13 protein-coding genes, 1 tRNA gene and 1 pseudogene are annotated in these 16,837 nt (G+C 66.4%); 8 read left to right on the top strand and 7 right to left on the bottom strand.

Features of this window, described 5'->3' with window-relative positions:
* Positions 1–241: 241 nt before the first annotated feature.
* Positions 242–2,248: an alkaline phosphatase gene (locus B551_RS00180; RefSeq protein ID WP_006575543.1), complete on the bottom strand. Its 2,007-nt coding sequence runs from the start codon at positions 2,246–2,248 to the stop codon at positions 242–244.
* A gap of 210 nt (positions 2,249–2,458) precedes the next feature.
* Here B551_RS00180 and B551_RS00175 point away from each other — a divergent pair, with 210 nt between their 5' ends.
* Together B551_RS00175 and B551_RS00170 are read left to right on the top strand one after the other, a co-directional pair.
* Positions 2,459–3,493, top strand: coding sequence for an alpha/beta hydrolase (locus B551_RS00175; protein WP_006575542.1), 1,035 nt, complete (start codon positions 2,459–2,461; stop codon positions 3,491–3,493).
* 377 nt (positions 3,494–3,870) lie between these two features.
* Complete coding sequence (locus tag B551_RS00170) at positions 3,871–4,725, top strand: D-amino acid aminotransferase (protein WP_006575541.1); 855 nt, start codon at positions 3,871–3,873, stop codon at positions 4,723–4,725.
* Between the two features lie 102 nt (positions 4,726–4,827).
* On the opposite strand, the gene B551_RS00165 is transcribed toward B551_RS00170, so the two are convergent.
* A complete protein-coding gene (locus B551_RS00165; protein WP_006575540.1) occupies positions 4,828–5,379 on the bottom strand; it encodes a helix-turn-helix domain-containing protein in 552 nt (183 codons plus the stop codon).
* Positions 5,380–5,514: 135 nt separating this feature from the next.
* Here B551_RS00165 and B551_RS00160 point away from each other — a divergent pair, with 135 nt between their 5' ends.
* Positions 5,515–6,492, top strand: coding sequence for a tripartite tricarboxylate transporter substrate binding protein (locus B551_RS00160; protein ID WP_043436492.1), 978 nt, complete (start codon positions 5,515–5,517; stop codon positions 6,490–6,492).
* Positions 6,493–6,545: 53 nt separating this feature from the next.
* Positions 6,546–7,316, top strand: coding sequence for an aldolase (locus B551_RS00155; RefSeq protein WP_006575538.1), 771 nt, complete (start codon positions 6,546–6,548; stop codon positions 7,314–7,316).
* A 42-nt stretch (positions 7,317–7,358) separates the two neighbouring features.
* On the opposite strand, the gene B551_RS00150 is transcribed toward B551_RS00155, so the two are convergent.
* The 3 genes and pseudogenes from B551_RS00150 to xth form a co-directional block, all read right to left on the bottom strand.
* Positions 7,359–8,249: an SAM-dependent methyltransferase gene (locus B551_RS00150; RefSeq protein ID WP_006575537.1), complete on the bottom strand. Its 891-nt coding sequence runs from the start codon at positions 8,247–8,249 to the stop codon at positions 7,359–7,361.
* Positions 8,250–8,395: 146 nt separating this feature from the next.
* The gene (locus B551_RS00145; RefSeq protein ID WP_006575536.1) at positions 8,396–9,427 is read right to left on the bottom strand and encodes a MerR family transcriptional regulator; all 1,032 of its coding nucleotides are present in this window, start codon (positions 9,425–9,427) and stop codon (positions 8,396–8,398) included.
* A 263-nt stretch (positions 9,428–9,690) separates the two neighbouring features.
* Positions 9,691–10,494, bottom strand: a pseudogene (xth, locus tag B551_RS00140) (exodeoxyribonuclease III); the annotation flags it as partial.
* A 151-nt stretch (positions 10,495–10,645) separates the two neighbouring features.
* Here xth and B551_RS00135 point away from each other — a divergent pair.
* Together B551_RS00135 and B551_RS00130 are read left to right on the top strand one after the other, a co-directional pair.
* Positions 10,646–10,722, top strand: a tRNA-Val gene (locus B551_RS00135).
* 389 nt (positions 10,723–11,111) lie between these two features.
* On the top strand, positions 11,112–11,636 hold the full coding sequence (locus tag B551_RS00130; RefSeq protein WP_006575534.1) for a YtxH domain-containing protein: 525 nt from the start codon (positions 11,112–11,114) through the stop codon (positions 11,634–11,636).
* An 89-nt stretch (positions 11,637–11,725) separates the two neighbouring features.
* Here B551_RS00130 and B551_RS00125 read toward each other — a convergent pair whose 3' ends face one another.
* Positions 11,726–12,697, bottom strand: coding sequence for a tripartite tricarboxylate transporter substrate binding protein (locus B551_RS00125; protein WP_006575533.1), 972 nt, complete (start codon positions 12,695–12,697; stop codon positions 11,726–11,728).
* Positions 12,698–13,086: 389 nt separating this feature from the next.
* Here B551_RS00125 and B551_RS00120 point away from each other — a divergent pair, with 389 nt between their 5' ends.
* Together B551_RS00120 and B551_RS00115 are read left to right on the top strand one after the other, a co-directional pair.
* Positions 13,087–14,922: a CocE/NonD family hydrolase gene (locus B551_RS00120; protein ID WP_023263264.1), complete on the top strand. Its 1,836-nt coding sequence runs from the start codon at positions 13,087–13,089 to the stop codon at positions 14,920–14,922.
* 78 nt (positions 14,923–15,000) lie between these two features.
* The gene (locus B551_RS00115; protein ID WP_006575532.1) at positions 15,001–15,936 is read left to right on the top strand and encodes a LysR substrate-binding domain-containing protein; all 936 of its coding nucleotides are present in this window, start codon (positions 15,001–15,003) and stop codon (positions 15,934–15,936) included.
* A 19-nt stretch (positions 15,937–15,955) separates the two neighbouring features.
* Here the strand turns inward: B551_RS00115 and B551_RS00110 are convergent, their stop codons facing one another.
* On the bottom strand, positions 15,956–16,633 hold the full coding sequence (locus tag B551_RS00110; protein ID WP_006575531.1) for an alpha/beta hydrolase: 678 nt from the start codon (positions 16,631–16,633) through the stop codon (positions 15,956–15,958).
* Between the last annotated feature and the right edge of the window lie 204 nt (positions 16,634–16,837).

Genomic DNA, 16,837 nt, shown 5'->3' with positions numbered 1-16,837 from the left:
GCGGCACCGGCGCCTGATCGGCCGGTGAGGACGAGCGCGCGGCATGCGCAAGGCTGGCGCCGCACAACGCGGCCCCTATGACGGCGGGCAGAACCCGGCCTGCAACGCTGCGACGCATGGGGACTCCGTGGTGGCTCGGGCAACGAGGGCATCGTACCAAAGCGCGTGACGCGCGACATCCCGAGTCGTACTGCTCCCCTCTCCCGCGAAAGGGAGAGGGGAGCCGCGGCGGCGTGGTGCGCTACACCACGTTGACCACCGCCGAGCCCGCCGGCACCTCCACCGTCGTGACGCTGGCCGTCGCCGGCTGCGGCGGCGCATTGCCGTCGACCAGTCCCTTCAGGATATGGAACGCGCAATTGAGCCGGTCCGGCGTCAGCGTGACGATCGCATAGCCGGTGACGTTGGTCTCCACGTAGCGCATCCACGGATTGAAATGCTGCAGCGTGCGATTCAGCGTGTTGACCACGGCGCCGCTGACCTCCTCGTAGATCAGCGCCTTGATCTCGGCGAGGCGCGGATCGTTGTCGACCACGCTCTTGTACGTGCTCATCAGCGTATTGCTGGACAGCCCTGCGCCGACCAGGTCGACCATCACCGGCGTCGGTGTCGCCGCATCGTAGTCGTCCATCACCACGCCGGCAAAGAACGCGTGGATATCCCCGGTCAGCGCCACCACATTGCGCACGTTGTTCGTCTTCAGGAACGCCATCAGGTTGCGGCGCTCGGCGTCGTAGCCATCCCACTGGTCGGCGTTCAGCACATAGGTCGCCAGCAGCGAAGCCGGCGGCAGGCGGCTGTCGAGCGTCGGCTTGATATTGGCGTCGAAGTTGGCGGCGTCGATGCCCGCCTGCGTCGACAGCAGTTGCCGCAGATTGGCGTAGGCGACGTTGTTCGGATAGGTCCCCGACGATACCGCCGCGCGCAGGTCCGCTGTCAGCGCCGTCTCCATCTGGTCGCGCAGCGGTGTCAGCGCCGTATTGCTCGCGATCAGCCGCAACACCATCAGCTCGGCGATCGCCTCGGTCAGATCGGCCTGCATGCGCAGCAGCGAGACCTGATTGCCCCACAGTTTCCACGTCGTCGCCGCGCCGCCGATACGGTCCTGCCACCAGGCACGCTGCGCATCGCCCAGCATCGACACCGGCGTCAGTGCACCGCCCGCCGCGGCGATCTTCGCGTCCTCGGCGGCTTTCAGCGTGTCGCGCCGGATGAAGAAGCGGCTGCCGACATCGCCGCCGGCATTGGCCTCCGAGATCAGATGGTCGGCGCGATACAGCCGCTCGTCCGTCATCAGCAGCGTCGCCAGATTGCCAAAGGTGAAGGCGCGATAGATCTGGATATTCTGGAACGACGGGTTGTTCACATCCAGCGTCACGTCGGCCGGCAGGTACTCGAACCACGCCTGGTTGGCGCTGCGCCGCCGCGCGGTCTGCGGCGTCTGGTCGTCGTCGGCGTCATAGCTCTGGCGGTCCTGCCAGCAGTCGTCGGAGAACTCATGGTCGTCCCAGATCGCGATCATCGGGAAGCGCGCATGCAGCGCCTGCAGCCGCGCATCGCTCCGGTAGGCCTTGTACAGATAGCGGTAGTCCTCCAGCGTGGTCGCGTAGCGGAAGCCGCTCGGCAGCGTGGTGCCATTGGGCAGCGACAGCGGCGTATGGCGGCTTTCGACCAGGTTGACCGGCGCGCCGTCGGCCACGGCCTCATAGATGTAGTCGCCGGTATGCACGATGAAATCGAGGTCCTGCTGGGCGAGCTCCTCCATGCCGGCCCAGTGGTTGATGCTCCAGTCTTGGCAGCTGACGAAGGCGAACTTCAGCTGCGACAGCGGCGTGCCGGCCGCAGGGGCGGTGCGCGTGCGGCCGACGGGACTGAAACGGCTGCCGACGCGGAAGCGGTAGTAGTAGGTGGTGGCGGCGTTCAGGCCGGTGACCTTGGTGCGCAGCGTGTAATCCCAATCCGGCAGTGCACGCAACAGGTCGTTGACGACTAGCGTGGAGAAGTCCTCCTGGGTCGACACCTGCAGGCGCACATTGACGTGACGCCTGCCGTTGTCGCCCTCGACGCGCGTCCACAGCACGACGCTGTCGGGGCGGGGATCCCCCGAGGCGACCCCGTGGCGGAAGTCGAACAGGTCCGGTTCGGGCGGATCGGGATTGTCATCGCCACCGCCGCAGCCGGCCAACCCCGTGGTGGCGACCGAGACGGTGATGAAGCTTCCCCATTTCAAGAACTGGCGACGATCCATGTTGTTCTCCATGTCAGGACAGGGACAGGTGAGGGGACACAGGCAGCATAGGAAATCGATCCACCTATCGCGAGGGCATAGCCGCAATGCCGATGCGATGCCGCAACGCGCGGGTCCGCTCAAATCAGGTACTGCCGGCAATTGCCGCTATCCGCCCCGCATTTGGCGTCGATTTGCCGCGCGGGGCCGAATTCGTATAAGGTGCGCCTCATGGAAGAACAGAAACGCCAGCCAAACCGCAATGCGAATCGCTACTTGTTTCGCCAGGTCCTGACGCACCTGCCCTACAAGACCATCGGCGCCGCCGCCGTGCTGACGGCCGCCGGCTTCTTGAGCTACTGGACCTACCTCGGCATCAACCAGGGCCGCCTGCTGTTCGACGCGCGCCGGCGCCCGCCGCGCGAGCTGCCGGAGGGCATTACCGCCTATTCGCACACCATTCCAGGCGGAATGCTGCGCGGCTACGTGTATCGCGGCGACGCGCACTGTGCCGTCACCGATCTGTTGTTCTATCTGCCAGGTCGCGGCGAAGACGTGCTCGAGACCATGCAATTTCTACATTGGCTGCCGGCCGAAGTCGGCTTCGCCACGTTCGACTATCGGGGCCTGGGCCATTCCGACGGCAGCCCCTCGGAGGCCGCCGCCGTGGCCGACGCCAGCCAGTTCCTGCTGCACCTGCGCCGCGTGTTGCCGGGCACGCGCGTGCATGTGGTGGGCCGCAGCCTGGGCACGGGGGTCGCGATCCAGCTGGCGGACCTGCAGGACTTCGAGAGCCTGCAGTTGATTACGCCCTACGATTCGCTGCTGGAGCTCGTGCGCAAGCGTTTCCCGCTGGTGCCGCTGCGTCAGCTGATGCGTCATCACTTCGATTCGATCTCGCACTGCAAGAAGGTGGTACAGCGGACCAAGGTGCTGCTCGCCGAGGTCGACGACGTGGTTCCGCATGAATGCTCCGAGCGGCTGATGGCGGCGTGGCCGGGACCGGTGGCGGTGGAGACCATCCCCGGCAGCAATCATTCGGACATCATTGCGCACCAGAGCACGTGGCAGGCGCTCAGCGACTTTGCGCTGCTGTTTGCGCGCCGGCCCGACCTCGACGCGCATGGCAATCGGCTCGACGAAACGCCAACGCCAACGCCCGCGCCCCCAACCGAGCACACCGCCGCCAACGACAGCGGTGGTGGCCTGGAGCCGCCGGGCCTGCCTGTCGCGGCCGCGCCGCTGCGCACCGACGGCGCCAGCTGAAGCGCGCTGCAAGCGCGCCCGGCCCTGGCTCGTGCCCAGGCGCACGACTCCGGTCGTCCGTCCGCCAGTCATCTGGACAGGTAGATCACGATCGCGATCAGTCCGATCGCGGCGAGGGTCAGCAGCACGAAGGTGAGCACGGCGCCACGCTGTCAGTCGTTTTCCCCGGAGTATTCCGGAGGGGACCTGGCGGCGCCGTCGGCGCATGGCTGATTACGGCAAGGATTCGTCCTACAAGCAAGGCCGAGCTTGCTTTCGGGGCAGCCTGGGCGGCGGGGCCGGGGCTTCGACGTTATGCGGATTCGGCATGACTGCCCGCGACCCGTTGTGGAACAATGCCTGAACGCTGTTCCTCTCACTTCGATCCCATTCAGACCATGAATTCCAGCTCCGACGCCATCGTTTATCTGAACGGCGAATTGACGCCACTGTCCGAGGCGCGCATTCCCGTGCTCGACCGCGGCTTTATCTTTGGCGACGGCGTCTACGAGGTGATCCCGGTCTACGCCGGCAAGCCGTTCCGCGCGGCACAGCATCTGGCGCGGCTCGCGCGCAGCCTCGACGCGATCGGTATTCCGAATCCGCATGACCAGGGCCAATGGTCGGCGCTGATCGCGCGCGTGATGCAGGCCAATCCGATGCCTGACCAGATGATCTATATCCAGGTCACGCGCGGCGTCGCCAAGCGCATGCACGCGTTCCCGAAGGAGATCACGCCGACCGTCTTCATCATGACCAATCCGATGTCGCTGCCGCCGGCCGCGGCGACCGAGCGTGGGGTCGCCTGCGTCACGATGGAGGACAAGCGCTGGCTGCACTGCCAGATCAAGTCGACGTCGCTGCTGGGCAATGTGCTCGCCGCGCAGAATGCCGCCGAGCATGGCGTCACCGAGGCCATCCAGTTCCGCGACGGCATGCTGACCGAGGCCTCGGCGTCCAACGTCTGGGTCGTCAAGAATGGCACCGTCGCGGCGCCGCCCAAGGACAATCTGATCCTCGAGGGCATCCGCTATGGCCTGATCGAAGAGCTGTGCGCACGCTTCGAGATTCCGCTGGTGTCGCGCCCGGTCACCCGCGACGAGGTATTTGCCGCCGACGAAGTCCTGCTGTCGTCGGCCAGCAAGGAGATCCTTCCGGTGGTGACGATCGACGGCAAGACCATCGGCAGCGGCGCGCCGGGACCGGTATTCAAGCGCCTGTACGCCGCTTATCAAGAGGCCAGGACGGCCTGAAACGGCCTCGAAGGCGCCCGGCGCCAGCCGTCTCCGCCCACATCATGACAAAGCCGCCGGGAGCGATGCGCCCCGGCGGCTTTGTCATTGCGGCTGTGGTTCTTATTTCGCCGTGGTGACCAGCACCTCGGCCTGCGCGCGTCCCACCGTGCGAATGCGGTGCGGCAGATCGGCATCGAAGTACAGCGAATCGCCGATCGACAGCGCGATGGTCTCTTCCCCCAGCATCACCTCGACCTGGCCCTTCAGCACGAACAGGAACTCCTCGCCGCTGTGCGCGGAGCGCGCTTCGTCGGGAAACTCCCGCGGCGGATACATAATGAAGGGCTCCATCGCCTTGACCTTGCGCTGCGCGGCGATGGCCTCGTAACGATAGGTGCCCTCGCGCGCCGATGGCGACAACGGCTCCCGCTCGCCCGCGCGAGAAATGCAGACGACCTCGTGGGCACTGTCGCGTGCATCGCCCAGCAGCTGCCCCGTCCCCATGCCATAGGCATCGGCGATCTTCAGGATCGTGGCGATCGATGGCGAACTGAGACCTCGCTCCAGCTTGGACAGATAACTGCGCGTCAGGCCGGTTTGCTCGGCCAGCGTTTCCAGCGAAAGGCCGCGTTGGCGGCGGAGCGTGCGAAGGCGATGCGCCAGATTGACCATGGGACGGCGGTAGCGAAAGCGACCGCGGCATTATATCGGCGCTCCGGGCACAACATGTCCTACTTGACACAACACATTCTGTAGGACACATTGTGTCATGCCGGCAATGACATGACATACAACGGAGAGTTCCAGATGAAAGCGCCCCGATGGATGGTGGCGGTGGCCGGCTGCTGCCTGCTGACCGTCAATGCCGTAGCCGCAGAACCGTTTCCCGCCAAGCCGATCCGGCTGGTGGTGCCGTTTGGCGCCGGCGGGATTACCGACAATATCGCCCGCCTGGTCGGGCAGGAATGGTCCGGCGCGCTTGGCCAGACCGTGCTGATCGAGAACCGGCCTGGAGCCGGCGGGCTGGTCGCCGCGCAGGCCGCCGCCAAGGCGGCGCCCGATGGCTATACCGTGTTCATGGGCACGGTCGGCACCCAGATCGTCAATCCGCTGATCTATCCGGCCGGCAAACTGCCCTACTCGCCGGAGAGCCATTTCACGCCGCTTGGCATGGTGTCGAAGTCGCCGTTCATGCTGGCGGTGGCGACCGGCGTACCGGCGCGCGACCTCAAGGAATTCCTCGCCTATGCGCGCAGCCACCCTGACCGGCTCGACTACGGCTCGGCGGGCAGCGCCAGCGCGCCGCACATGAGCATGGAGTTGCTGAAGCTGCTGAGCGGCACGAAGATCAATCACGTGCCGTACAAGAGCGGCGCCGAAGCGGTCAATGCCGCGATCGGCGGCCACGTGGCCGCCGTGATCGACGCCGTGCCCGTCGTCATGCCGCAGGTCAAGGCCGGCAAGCTGCGTGCGCTGGCCATTGCCAACGGCACGCGCTCCACCGCGGCGCCGGCGGTGCCCACGAGCCAGGAAGCCGGCTTGCCGTCGTTCGAGACGAGCTCGTGGAATGCGCTGTACGTTCCGGCCGGCACACCCGCCGATGTGGTCGAGAAACTGTCCACGACACTGCGTACCACGCTGGCCCGTCCGAGCCTGCGCAGCCGCCTGGCGGCGCAAGGCAGCGAAGCACTGGCCGGCACGCAACAGGAATACGCTGCAATGATGGCCGCCGAGAAAAAGAAGTGGGCGGCGGTGGTCGACGCGGCAAAGATCAAGGCCGAATAGAAGTGAAGACATGACCGACGGCCCTCCTTGAACATCCCAACGGAACCTGCAATATGGCTGATACCTTCGACCTGAAGAAAGACGAGCTGATCGCCCGTGCACAGGGCGAGATGCAAACCCGGCTGACCGTACCGGAGCGATCGCTGCGCGAAAAGGTGGCGCTGACCTGCCGCATCCTGTTCGACGGCGGCCACGATTCCGGCCTCGCCGGCCAGATCACGGCGCGCGCGGACGAACCCGGCCGCTACTACACACAGCAGCTGGGGCTCGGCTTCGACGAGATCACCGCGCAGAACCTGCTGCTGGTCGACGAAGACCTGCGCGTGCTCGAAGGCGGCGGCATGCCGAATCCGGCCAACCGCTTTCACTCGTGGATCTACCGGGCGCGGCCGGACGTCAACTGCATCATCCATACACATCCGTTCCACGCGGCGACGCTGTCGATGCTGGAAGTGCCGCTGACGGTGTCGCACATGGACACCTGCGTGCTGTACGGCGATTGCGCCTTCCTCGAAAAATGGCCCGGCGTGCCGGTCGGCAATGAGGAGGGCGAAATCATTTCGGCGGCCCTGGGCGACAAGCGTGCCATCCTGCTGGCCCACCACGGTCTGCTGATCGCCGCGACCTCGGTGGAGGAGGCCTGCGTGATGGCGCTGCTGTTCGAGCGCGCGGCCCGCATGCAGCTGGCCGCGATGGCGGCGGGCACGATCAAGCCGCTGCCCGAGGCGCTGGCCAGGGAGGCGCACGACTGGATCCTGACGCCGCGACGCTCGCAGCTGACGTTCGAGTACTACGCGCGGCGCACGCTGGCGGCACGCGGCTGAGCACGCGGCTGAACTCGATCGGATCGGCGCGGCGACGCCGCGCTATCGCCCTTCGCCGACGCGGGCACACAGCACGCGCAGGCCGCCGCCCGCGGTCTGCAGCCCGTCCTTGCGGCGGGCGAAGTAACGCGCATTCAGCGCCGGCGCGTCGAGGTCCGTCACACTGCCAAAGCCCATTGCAGTCAGCCGTTTCGCCAGCTGCTCCGGCATGAATTCGGATAGCCAGGGCTCGCCCAGCGCGGCAACCTGCTCGGCCATATGCACGGCCATCACGCGTTCAAACGGCGGCAGCATGGTGGCATCGACCCGATAGTCGAACACGATGCGGGTGCCCGGCGGCAGGCTGGCGACATAGCGCAGCGTCGCTTCAATGGCGGAGTCGGTCAGATACGGCGTCACGCCCAGCCACACGAAACAGGCGGGCCGGTCTCCGCGAAAGCCGGCTTCTTCCAGCACGCGTTGCAACGAGGCATGCTGAAGGTCGGCGGGCACGGACGTCGCCCAGTCCGGCATGCTCAGTCCGGCCTGCCGCATCAACCCCTGCTTCCACGCCTGCGTCGCCGGATGGTCGACCTCGAAGACGCGCATGCCGTCGGCCGCGGCGGGCACCCGCCACGCCAGCGTGTCGAGGCCCGCGCCAAGCACCACGCATTGCCGCACGCCAGCCCGCGAGGCCTCGGCCAGTTCGGCGTCGGCCACCATCGCGCGCGCGACCACGGCCGCGCGCATCGGACGCGCCATCGGGTCGTTATAACGATAGGGATCGTCGCGGACACCACGCTCGAGCTCGGGGCCGAGGATCGGCAAGGCAATGGCATCGGGGAGCACGATCGGCTCGTCGAGCAACTGGTGGACGGCGCGCGCGATGGCCATCATCAGGGCGGTCGTGCTGGGCCGGCCCTGGGCCAGCGCGGTCGTTTCGGTTTGGGACATGATCGGCTCGTGCTGCGAAAGCCGGGCAGCATAGACCCTGACGTGCACGTCAGGGTCAACCCCCGCACCCGTGGCGGGTGCCGTCATGTCATGGCTTGACCTGCTTCTCAGCGCCGATTTTCAGCGCCGACCGTCAGCGCCGATCTTCAGCGCCGACCGTCAGCGCCGCCGCGCCCCGCCTCGCCGGCGTGCGCGCGCACCGCCTCGACGAACTCCCGCACCTCGGCATCGACCATATGCCCGATCTGCAGCAGCGGCTCGTCGCGATAGGCCTTCAGCAGCTTTTCCCGTAGCCCCGCCTCGTGTCCAACCATGCGATCGACCAGCGCGTCCCAATCGTGCAGCAACGTGCGGCTCGCGGCCGCCGAGGGATCGGTGCCGGCGGCGATCAGCGCGCGGGCCCGCTGCGCCAGGGCCTGCCATTCGGGTTCTAGGCGCTTGTCGAGCCGCGCCAGTTCGTCCGGCGACAGATGCCGTAGCCACGCCGCCATCCGCAGTGCGACGGCCGACTCCATATAAGCGACCATCGCGGCGTCGATGCCGCCAAAGCCCTGTTGCGCGGCCTGCTTGATCATTTCGCCCCAACGGACGGCCCGCTCCATATCGCCCTGCATCCATCGCATGGCCAGATGCATCCAGCGCGCGGCCAGCGCTTGCGTGCCGATCGCGTCCGCGGGCCACTGCTGTGCCATGGCCTCGCGGACTTCATCCAGCAGCGGCTGCCATTCCGCCTCGGTGGCAATCCACTGGCGAAAGATGGTTTCGAGTTCCGCCTCGCTGAAATATTGGCGATAGACGCGCATCTGGCGCAGGGCCGCCAGCCAGTGCTCGATCTCCGGCTCGCCGCCCGCGGCCAGCACGGTCTGCAGCAGCACCAGCCGCCCGCGCAGCTCGGTCGCCCGCGCGATCTCGCGATCGAGCGCTTCGATCTGCTGCGTGACGATGCGATGACGCGGCGGCCCCTCGTCCGCCAGCAACGCGCCGATCGCGGCCAGCGACAGGCCTGACTGCCGCAACACCTGGATTGCGTGCAAGCGGGCCACGTCGTCGCGGTTGTAGAGACGATAGCCCGCCGCCGAGCGGCCCGACGGCTTGAGCAGCCCGATGCGATCGTAGTGATGCAGGGCGCGGACGGTCAGGCCGGTTTGCTTGGCGAGCGTGCCGACTTTCAGAAGCATGGGCAAAGCGAGCGGAAGGTGAATCGACAAACGACATGGACACGGCCCCGTGGCCGCGACGGGCGTCATTGTCGCTTAGTCGCGCTTTGCCTCGCGCCGGTGGCCTTCTTGGCGGCAGGCCTCTTTGCAGCAGTGGTTTTCTTCGCCGCGATGGTCTTTTTCACGGCGGCCGTCCTCTTCGCAGCGCTCACCTTCTTTGCAGCGGTCACCTTCTTCGCAGCCGGTGCGCCGCCCGGCGATTTCGTCGCCGTCTTCGCCGATACCCTGCGCCCGCCCGCGGCGCCGCCAACGTCCAGCGTGATCCAGGCCGGCGCATGATCGCTCGCCTGGGGCGCGCCGCGGACCCAGCGATCGACGCCCGCCTCGCGCAGCGCCGGCGCCAGCGTCGCATTCAGCAGCAGATGGTCGATGCGCAGACCCGAATTGGTTTGCCAGTGCTGCCGAAAGTAATCCCAGAACGTGTAGATCCGTTCGTCCGGATAGTTTGCGCGCAAGGCATCGACCCATCCCTGCTCGAGCAGGCGCCGATAACAGGCGCGGCTTTCGGGCTGCAGCAACGCGTCCTTGAGCCAGGAGCGCGGGTTATAGATGTCCTCGTCGGTCGGCACCACGTTGTAGTCGCCGGCCAGCACGACAGGATGGCCGCTGTCGTACAGCGTGGCCGCATACTTCAGCAGCCGTTCGAACCAGGCGAGCTTGTACTCGAATTTCGGTCCCGGCTGCGGGTTGCCGTTGGGCAGATACAGACAGCCGACCAGCACGCCATGTACCGCGGCCTCGATGTAGCGGCTCTGCTTGTCGCTGTCGTCGCCGGGCAGCCCACGCCGGCTTTCGATCGGATCGGTCCCGCGCGACAGGATTGCCACGCCGTTCCACGATTTCTCGCCGTGCCAGATCGCGCCATATCCGGCGGCACGAATGGCATCGGCCGGAAAACCGGAATCGGCGGTCTTCAATTCCTGCAGGCAGACGACATCCGGTGCCTCGCGCCCGAGCCATTCCAGCAATGCCGGCAGGCGGGCGCGAATGCCATTGATATTGAACGTGGCGATTTTCAGCATGGCGATGGGCGGATTGGCTTGCCAATGCTCCCTTTTTAGGAGAGCCGCGCTGCCGCGGCAATCGGGCGGCGTCCCACAGCGGAAAACGCCCCGCTGCATTTTTTGCCCGACGGGCTTGTGCGTCCGCAAAAGCTTCTCTATAATCCGCGCCTTCCACAGGCTCGTAGCTCAGCTGGTTAGAGCACCACCTTGACATGGTGGGGGTCGTTGGTTCGAGTCCAATCGAGCCTACCAACGCAAATCGACGACGGCGCCGGGGGCATAGCTATCCGGCGCCGGCGACGACCTTGCCCACCGAGATCGCGTTCCGCATCCCGGTTTTCCAGTCAGCCGTTTCCGTTCCCTTCACTCGTTGCCGTAACGCTTGGCATCACGCCGGCTGCATGACGCCATTACGCCACGTGCATTGGCTACGTCGTTTTCCGTTTCGCTCGCCTTTCCGAATTACACGCCGCTGTAAGTTCGCATTTGCGCGGACCTGCCGATCCCGCTCGCCATGCGATGGACGCGGCCTGCCCGGCCCTCCTCGCGCGCGCTCGGACTGGCACAGCTGATGCTCGGCGCATTAAGCGCGCCCCCGCCGCCGGGCGGGGCGTGAAGCCATTGTTCCCAAGGAGGCGCAAATGAACGACGGAATGCACGAGGAGCGGCGGGAAGGCACGCAGCGCGACATGCACGGCAACAGGCCGGGGCTGCTGCCGTTTGCCGTCGCGGCGGCGGTTGGCGCCGCGATCATGTACCTGTTCGATCCGCAGTCGGGTCGCCGGCGCCGCGCCGAGCTGCGCGACAAGGCCGAGGCAAGCCGCCACGACATGCAGGATCTGGCGGAGAAGCAGGCCAAACGGATCACCGACCGGATGCAGGGCATCGCGGCGAAGGTACGCAGCGCGACCGGCCTGGGGAAGCACGCGGCCGATGACGACACCATTGCCGAGCGGGTTCGCGCGGAAATGGGCCGTCTGGTCGGCCATCCCGGCGCCATCGACGTCGCGGTAGTCGGCGGACGCGTATGGTTGAGCGGGCACATCCTGTCGTCCGAGCACGAGGCACTGCTGGCCGCGGTACGCGGGGTCGCCGGGGTGCAGGACATCGACGATCGCCTGACCGTTCACGACGAAGCGGGCAACGTGCCGGAGCTGCAGAGTTAGCGGTATCGCAGAAGCTCCTGTCGTCCCCGCGCTCGCGAGGGCGACAGGCCGCCGTCGACGCCTGCCGGCTCAACGCCACAGGCTTTCGATCACGAGTTCTGAATCCCCCGCCGCTTGATGAACTCGCCCCAGACCTTGGCGTCCGTCACGGCGCGCTGCTTGATCGCGTCGGCCGAACCGGACAGCGGCTCCAGATAGAGCGAAGCCAGCTTGCTCTTGACCTGCGGATCGGCCAGGAAGGCCTGCACCGAGGCATTGAGCCGAGCCACCACCTTGGCGTCCATATTGGCCGGCCCGAGCAACGCATACCATCCCGGCATCACCGGCACGTCCAGGCCCGCTTCCTTGACGGTCGGCACATTGGGCAACTCCTTTGCACGCTTCTGCCCGACGATCGCCACCGGCACCACGTTGCCGCCGGTGATCTGCGGCAGCGCCGAACCGACCACGCTGACCATCGCATCGACTTCGCCGGCGATCACGCCGGTCAGCGCCGGACCCGAGCCCTTGTAGGCCGCATGCGTCAGCTTGATGCCCGCCTTGTCGGCCAGCATCTCCATCGCCAGATGCGTGGAATTGCCGACGCCAGCGCTGCCGAAGGTCAGCCCACCGGGCTTGGTTTTCGCCTTCTCGATGAACTGCGCCATCGACGTGATGCCGCTGGCCTTGCTGGTCACCAGCACGAACGGCGTATCGACCACCGGCGCAATGAAGGTGAAGTCCTTCTGCGGATCGTAGGGCAGCGACTTGTACAGATGCTGATTGAAGCTGACCTGCGACACACCGGTCAGCAGCAGCGTATAGCCGTCCGCCGGCTGCTTGGCTACGAACGACGTACCGATGATGCCGTTGGCGCCGGCGCGATTGTCGACCACCACGGACTGGCCCAGCTCCTGGCTAAGCTTGTCGCCCAGCATCCGTGCCACCACATCGCCGCCCGAGCCCGCCGACTGCGGCACGATCAGCCGGACAGGACGGTTGGGATAGGCGTCCTGCGCGACGGCGGCGCCGGACAGCGTCATCAGGGCCGCCATCGCGGCGCCCATCAAGGAACGGTACATCTGCAGTTCTCCCCAGTCATGCGAATAGAAATGGTGTCGATGGCGGCGTTCACATCGGCGCGCCTCGATCCGGCTCGTAGAGCGATGGTAAGAATTCGCGCGGGAGCGAACCAATACGGAATCTCGATGCCGTCATAGGTCGATCCTATGACGGACTGCCGCCTGCCCTCCCCGGGGGCATGCCGAATCGCCACGGTGCACGTCATGCGATTTCGCGCCGGCGTTCGGCCCTGTCATGGGGCATCCCGACGCGGCGATAGACGAACCAAGGTGCCGCGGCGCAGCATGCCATAGCCCAGCCCTATGTCCCCATCGACATTTCGTCTTTCCGCGGCTTCCGGGGCGCTGCTTACCATTGCCGAGAACCCACCGACTTCAACGCAAGTTTCATGTCCGATATCGATCTCCGCGGCAATGCCTGGAAAACACCGGCCAGCGCCTATCTCGAAACGCGCCCTTCGCGCTTCGCCATTCCGGATCATCCGCTGTCCTGTTATGTGACGATGCGCGACGGATGCCAGCTCGCCGTCGATGTCTTCGTGCCACAGCCACTGGAGGCCGAAGGCTCGCCGGACCCTTATCCCACCATCGTCATCTTCACTCCCTATTTCCGCCGTTTCCGGCTGCGCGAGCCGGGCGCGGAACCGAGTCCGAACACCGCCAAGTACCGCGATGCCTTCGTGCCCAAGGGATATGCGGTGGTGGTGGTCGACGTGCGCGGCACCGGCGCGAGCTTCGGCACGCGCGACGCGCTGCGCTCGCCGACCGAGCGGGACGACTATTTCGAGATCGCCGACTGGATCGTGGCGCAGCCCTGGTCCAATGGCCGTATCGGTTCGACCGGCATCTCGTATCTGGGCGCCGCGGCCTGCTTCCTGGCCAGCACCGGCCACCCCGCGGTCAAGGCCATCGCGCCGCTGTTCGCGGTCTCCGATATCTACAGCGAGCAGCTGTACCCCGGCGGCCTGCTGTCCAAGGTGTGGGTGCAGGCCTACGACGAACTGATGGTTGCGCTCGATCAGGACGACCGGGCGCTGCTGGCCCGCTATCCGTACTTCAACGATCCACGCTTCGATGGCCCCGAACGCGTCGACGCGGACACCGACGGCAGCCTGGTGCAGGCGGCCATCGAGCAGCATCGCAACAACTTCGCGCTGGCCGATCTGGCGCCGGAGTTCGCCTTCCGCGATGGCGCCACGCAGCACGATCCGGCGCTCGATTCGGGCAGCTGCAGTCCTTACCGCTATCTCGACGGCATTGCGCAGGATGTCGCGGTGTATTCGGTCTCGGGCTGGTACGACGGCGGCGGCTATGCGAATGGCGCGATCACGCGCTTCCTGTCGCTGCCCAATCACGACAGCCGGCTGCTGTTGGGCCCGTGGGATCACGGTGCGCGCACCAATATCTCGCCATGGCGCAGCCGCGCGGCATCCGACTTCCCGCTGCTGGCCGAGGTATTGCGCTTCTTCGATCATCATCTGATGCAATTGCCGACGGGCCTCGAGCACGAAGCGCGAGTCCACTACTACAGCGTGCACGACGAGCAATGGCACGCAGCGCCGACATGGCCGCCGGTCGAGGACACGCAGCGGCTGTATCTGGCGGCCGATGCGGAAGGCCTGACGCCCGCATGTCCGGCCACGGAATCGGACCGGGACACCATGGCCAGCTTCAATTGGTCAACGGGCCGTCAAACTCGTTATGAGCGGCTCGGCGCGGCCAATATCGAGGACTATTACCCGGACTGGAGCGAGCGGCAGCGGGACCTGCTGTCCTTCGATGGCGCGTTGCTGACCGCGCCGCTGGCCATCGCCGGCCATGTCGTGCTGAACATCGGCCTGGCCAGTTCGCAGCCCGATGCCGCGCTGCATGTGTTCCTGTCCGAGGTCGAGGCGTCCGGCGAAGTGCGCTACATCACCGAAGGCATGCTGCGCGCGCTGCATCGCAAAACCGCGCCGTGCCCGCCGGAATACCGCACGACCTGGCCCTACCGCACGTTCACAAAGGCCGACGCGGCGCGTCTGGTACCGGGGCAGACCGAGCGCCTGCACTTCGCGATGCTGCCCGTCGCCTGGACCCTTGCTGCCGGCAGCCGGCTGCGCCTGTCGATCGCCGGCGCGGACCGCGGGCATTTCCCGCAGGTGCCGCACGGGCGCCCGCCGCGGCTGTCGATCCGGCTTGGTGGCGAACTGGCTTCGTATCTCGATCTGCCGATTCGCGGCTAGTCCCGGATGCGAGTACGGGCGGCGAGGCATCGCCGGGATGCTACATTGCCGGCGTGCCCCGCCACCGCCTCGCCGAATATGGACCTGAAGCAGCTGCGCTATTTCGCGCGCATCGTCGAACTGGAGAGCATCACCGCCGCGGCCGATGCACTCCATATCGCCCAGCCCTCGCTGAGCCAGCACGTCGCCAACCTCGAAGCCGAACTCGACGCCAGATTGCTGGTACGCGGCCCCTCTGGCACGAGACCGACGGACACCGGCCATATCCTCTACCGCCACGCCAAGATGGTGCTGCGGCAGATGGAAGAGGCGAAAGCCGCGGTGCAGCATGGCCGCGACGTACCATGCGGCCGCGTCACCGTCGGCCTGCCGACCAGCACCTCGCGCGTGCTTGCATTGCCGCTGCTGCGGCATGTGACCGAGCACTTCCCCGATATCACCCTGGAAATCGTCGAAGGCTCAAGCGCGGACCTCGCGGAATCGTTGGCGCTGCAGAAGCTCGACCTCGCCGTCGCGATGGACGTGCAGCAGCGCCCCAACATGCAATCGACCCCGCTGCTCGACGAGCAGTTGATGCTGGTCGGCCGGCCGATTGCCGGGCATCCGCACGCCATCACGCTCGCGCAGGCCGCGGCGCTTCCGCTGCTGCTGCCGAGCTTTCCCAATTCGGTGCGCGTGCTGTGCGATCGCGCGCTGGTCAGCGCCGGCCTGCAATGCCGCCTCGTCGCGGAGACCAGCGCGGTATCGGTGCTGCTGTCCGCGGTGCGCGAAGGGCTGGGGTGGACCATCCTGCCGTGGTCGGCGCTGGCCGGCGACGAAGAGGACCAGCTCGCCGCGATGTCTATCTCCGACGCAACGCTGGAGCGGCGCGTCAGCCTGTGCCTGTCGTCGTCCGCGAGCCTGAGCCTGGCGTGCCGCAGCGTCGAGGCCGCGCTGCAGGCCATCGTGTCGCAGATGGTCGAGAGCGGGCAGTGGAAGGGAGTCAGGCTGATCGGCGGCGCCTTGCCGGGCTAGGCGCCGGCCGACAGTGGATTCACGCCTCGGGGGGCGAGGCTGGACGCTCCAGATAGCTGGCGACCTGGCGCCTGAGTACAGGCAGCTTGCCGGAGAAGAAGTGGTCCGCGCCCGGCACCACGACGACCGGCAACTGCTGCGGGCGGGCCCAATCGAAGATGGCCGACAGCGCGACGCGCTCGTCGTTCTCCCCATGAACCACCAGCGCGTTGGCTTGCACCTCCGGCGTATCGTAGCTGCGGTGATTCGCAACAGGGCCGGAGGGCATGCCGGTCAATATCAGATGATCGATCGTGATGCCGCGCTCGGCGAGTTGCACCGATGCCAGCGCGGCAACGAAGGCCCCGAACGAGAACCCAGCCAGTGCCAGAGGCAAATCCGGGTATTGCTCGCGCAGATGGCCGACTACCGCCAGCATGTCGTTGGTCTCTCCAACACCCGCATCGTGCTCGCCCTCGGTTCCGCCAACACCGCGGAAGTTTGGCCTGACCGCCAGAAAACCGTGGGCGGTCAATTCGCGCGCCAATTGGTGCGGCACCTTGTGGTCGGCCGTACCGCCTTGCATCGGATGCGGGTGGCCGACAACGGCTATGCCCTGCACCGCTTCCTTTGGTGCGTCGATCAGCAGCTCGATATCGCCTGCCTCGCCGCGAATCAGGGTGCGGGTCGTCGTTCCGGGGGTGATTGTCAATGCCATGGCTTGTGCTCGATTGTTTGGATGCGGAGAGGGTCCGCTTTGCAATGACCGCATGGTAAGGCAATTGGGAAACGCGGGCTTTGGGCGCCTATTGTCGTTTGCCACGGGATCTGAGAGCTTTGCCACCAAGGCGAGCGCGTACTTCGTCGCACTTCACAGACTTAGCTATCGCTCTTGGTCAAGGAGGCTTCTCGTGCCGCGCGG

It is taken from the genome of Cupriavidus sp. HPC(L), from assembly GCF_000307735.3.
In the GTDB taxonomy this organism is placed as follows: domain Bacteria; phylum Pseudomonadota; class Gammaproteobacteria; order Burkholderiales; family Burkholderiaceae; genus Cupriavidus.
The sequence above is the reverse complement of the archived record's forward strand: the minus strand, read 5'-3'. Positions and strand labels throughout refer to the sequence as shown.

Excerpts from the sequence above, each read along its gene's own strand:
- B551_RS00150 (WP_006575537.1), bottom strand. The coding sequence starts at position 8,249 with ATGTCCCAAACCGAAACGACCGCGCTGGCCCAGGGCCGGCCCAGCACG.
- B551_RS00145 (WP_006575536.1), bottom strand. The coding sequence starts at position 9,427 with ATGCTTCTGAAAGTCGGCACGCTCGCCAAGCAAACCGGCCTGACCGTC.
- B551_RS00180 (WP_006575543.1), bottom strand. The coding sequence starts at position 2,248 with ATGGATCGTCGCCAGTTCTTGAAATGGGGAAGCTTCATCACCGTCTCG.
- B551_RS00110 (WP_006575531.1), bottom strand. The coding sequence starts at position 16,633 with ATGGCATTGACAATCACCCCCGGAACGACGACCCGCACCCTGATTCGC.
- B551_RS00155 (WP_006575538.1), top strand. The coding sequence starts at position 6,546 with ATGGCTGATACCTTCGACCTGAAGAAAGACGAGCTGATCGCCCGTGCA.
- B551_RS00165 (WP_006575540.1), bottom strand. The coding sequence starts at position 5,379 with ATGGTCAATCTGGCGCATCGCCTTCGCACGCTCCGCCGCCAACGCGGC.
- B551_RS00125 (WP_006575533.1), bottom strand. The coding sequence starts at position 12,697 with ATGTACCGTTCCTTGATGGGCGCCGCGATGGCGGCCCTGATGACGCTG.
- B551_RS00160 (WP_043436492.1), top strand. The coding sequence starts at position 5,515 with ATGAAAGCGCCCCGATGGATGGTGGCGGTGGCCGGCTGCTGCCTGCTG.
- B551_RS00170 (WP_006575541.1), top strand. The coding sequence starts at position 3,871 with ATGAATTCCAGCTCCGACGCCATCGTTTATCTGAACGGCGAATTGACG.
- B551_RS00120 (WP_023263264.1), top strand. The coding sequence starts at position 13,087 with ATGTCCGATATCGATCTCCGCGGCAATGCCTGGAAAACACCGGCCAGC.
- B551_RS00175 (WP_006575542.1), top strand. The coding sequence starts at position 2,459 with ATGGAAGAACAGAAACGCCAGCCAAACCGCAATGCGAATCGCTACTTG.
- B551_RS00115 (WP_006575532.1), top strand. The coding sequence starts at position 15,001 with ATGGACCTGAAGCAGCTGCGCTATTTCGCGCGCATCGTCGAACTGGAG.
- B551_RS00130 (WP_006575534.1), top strand. The coding sequence starts at position 11,112 with ATGAACGACGGAATGCACGAGGAGCGGCGGGAAGGCACGCAGCGCGAC.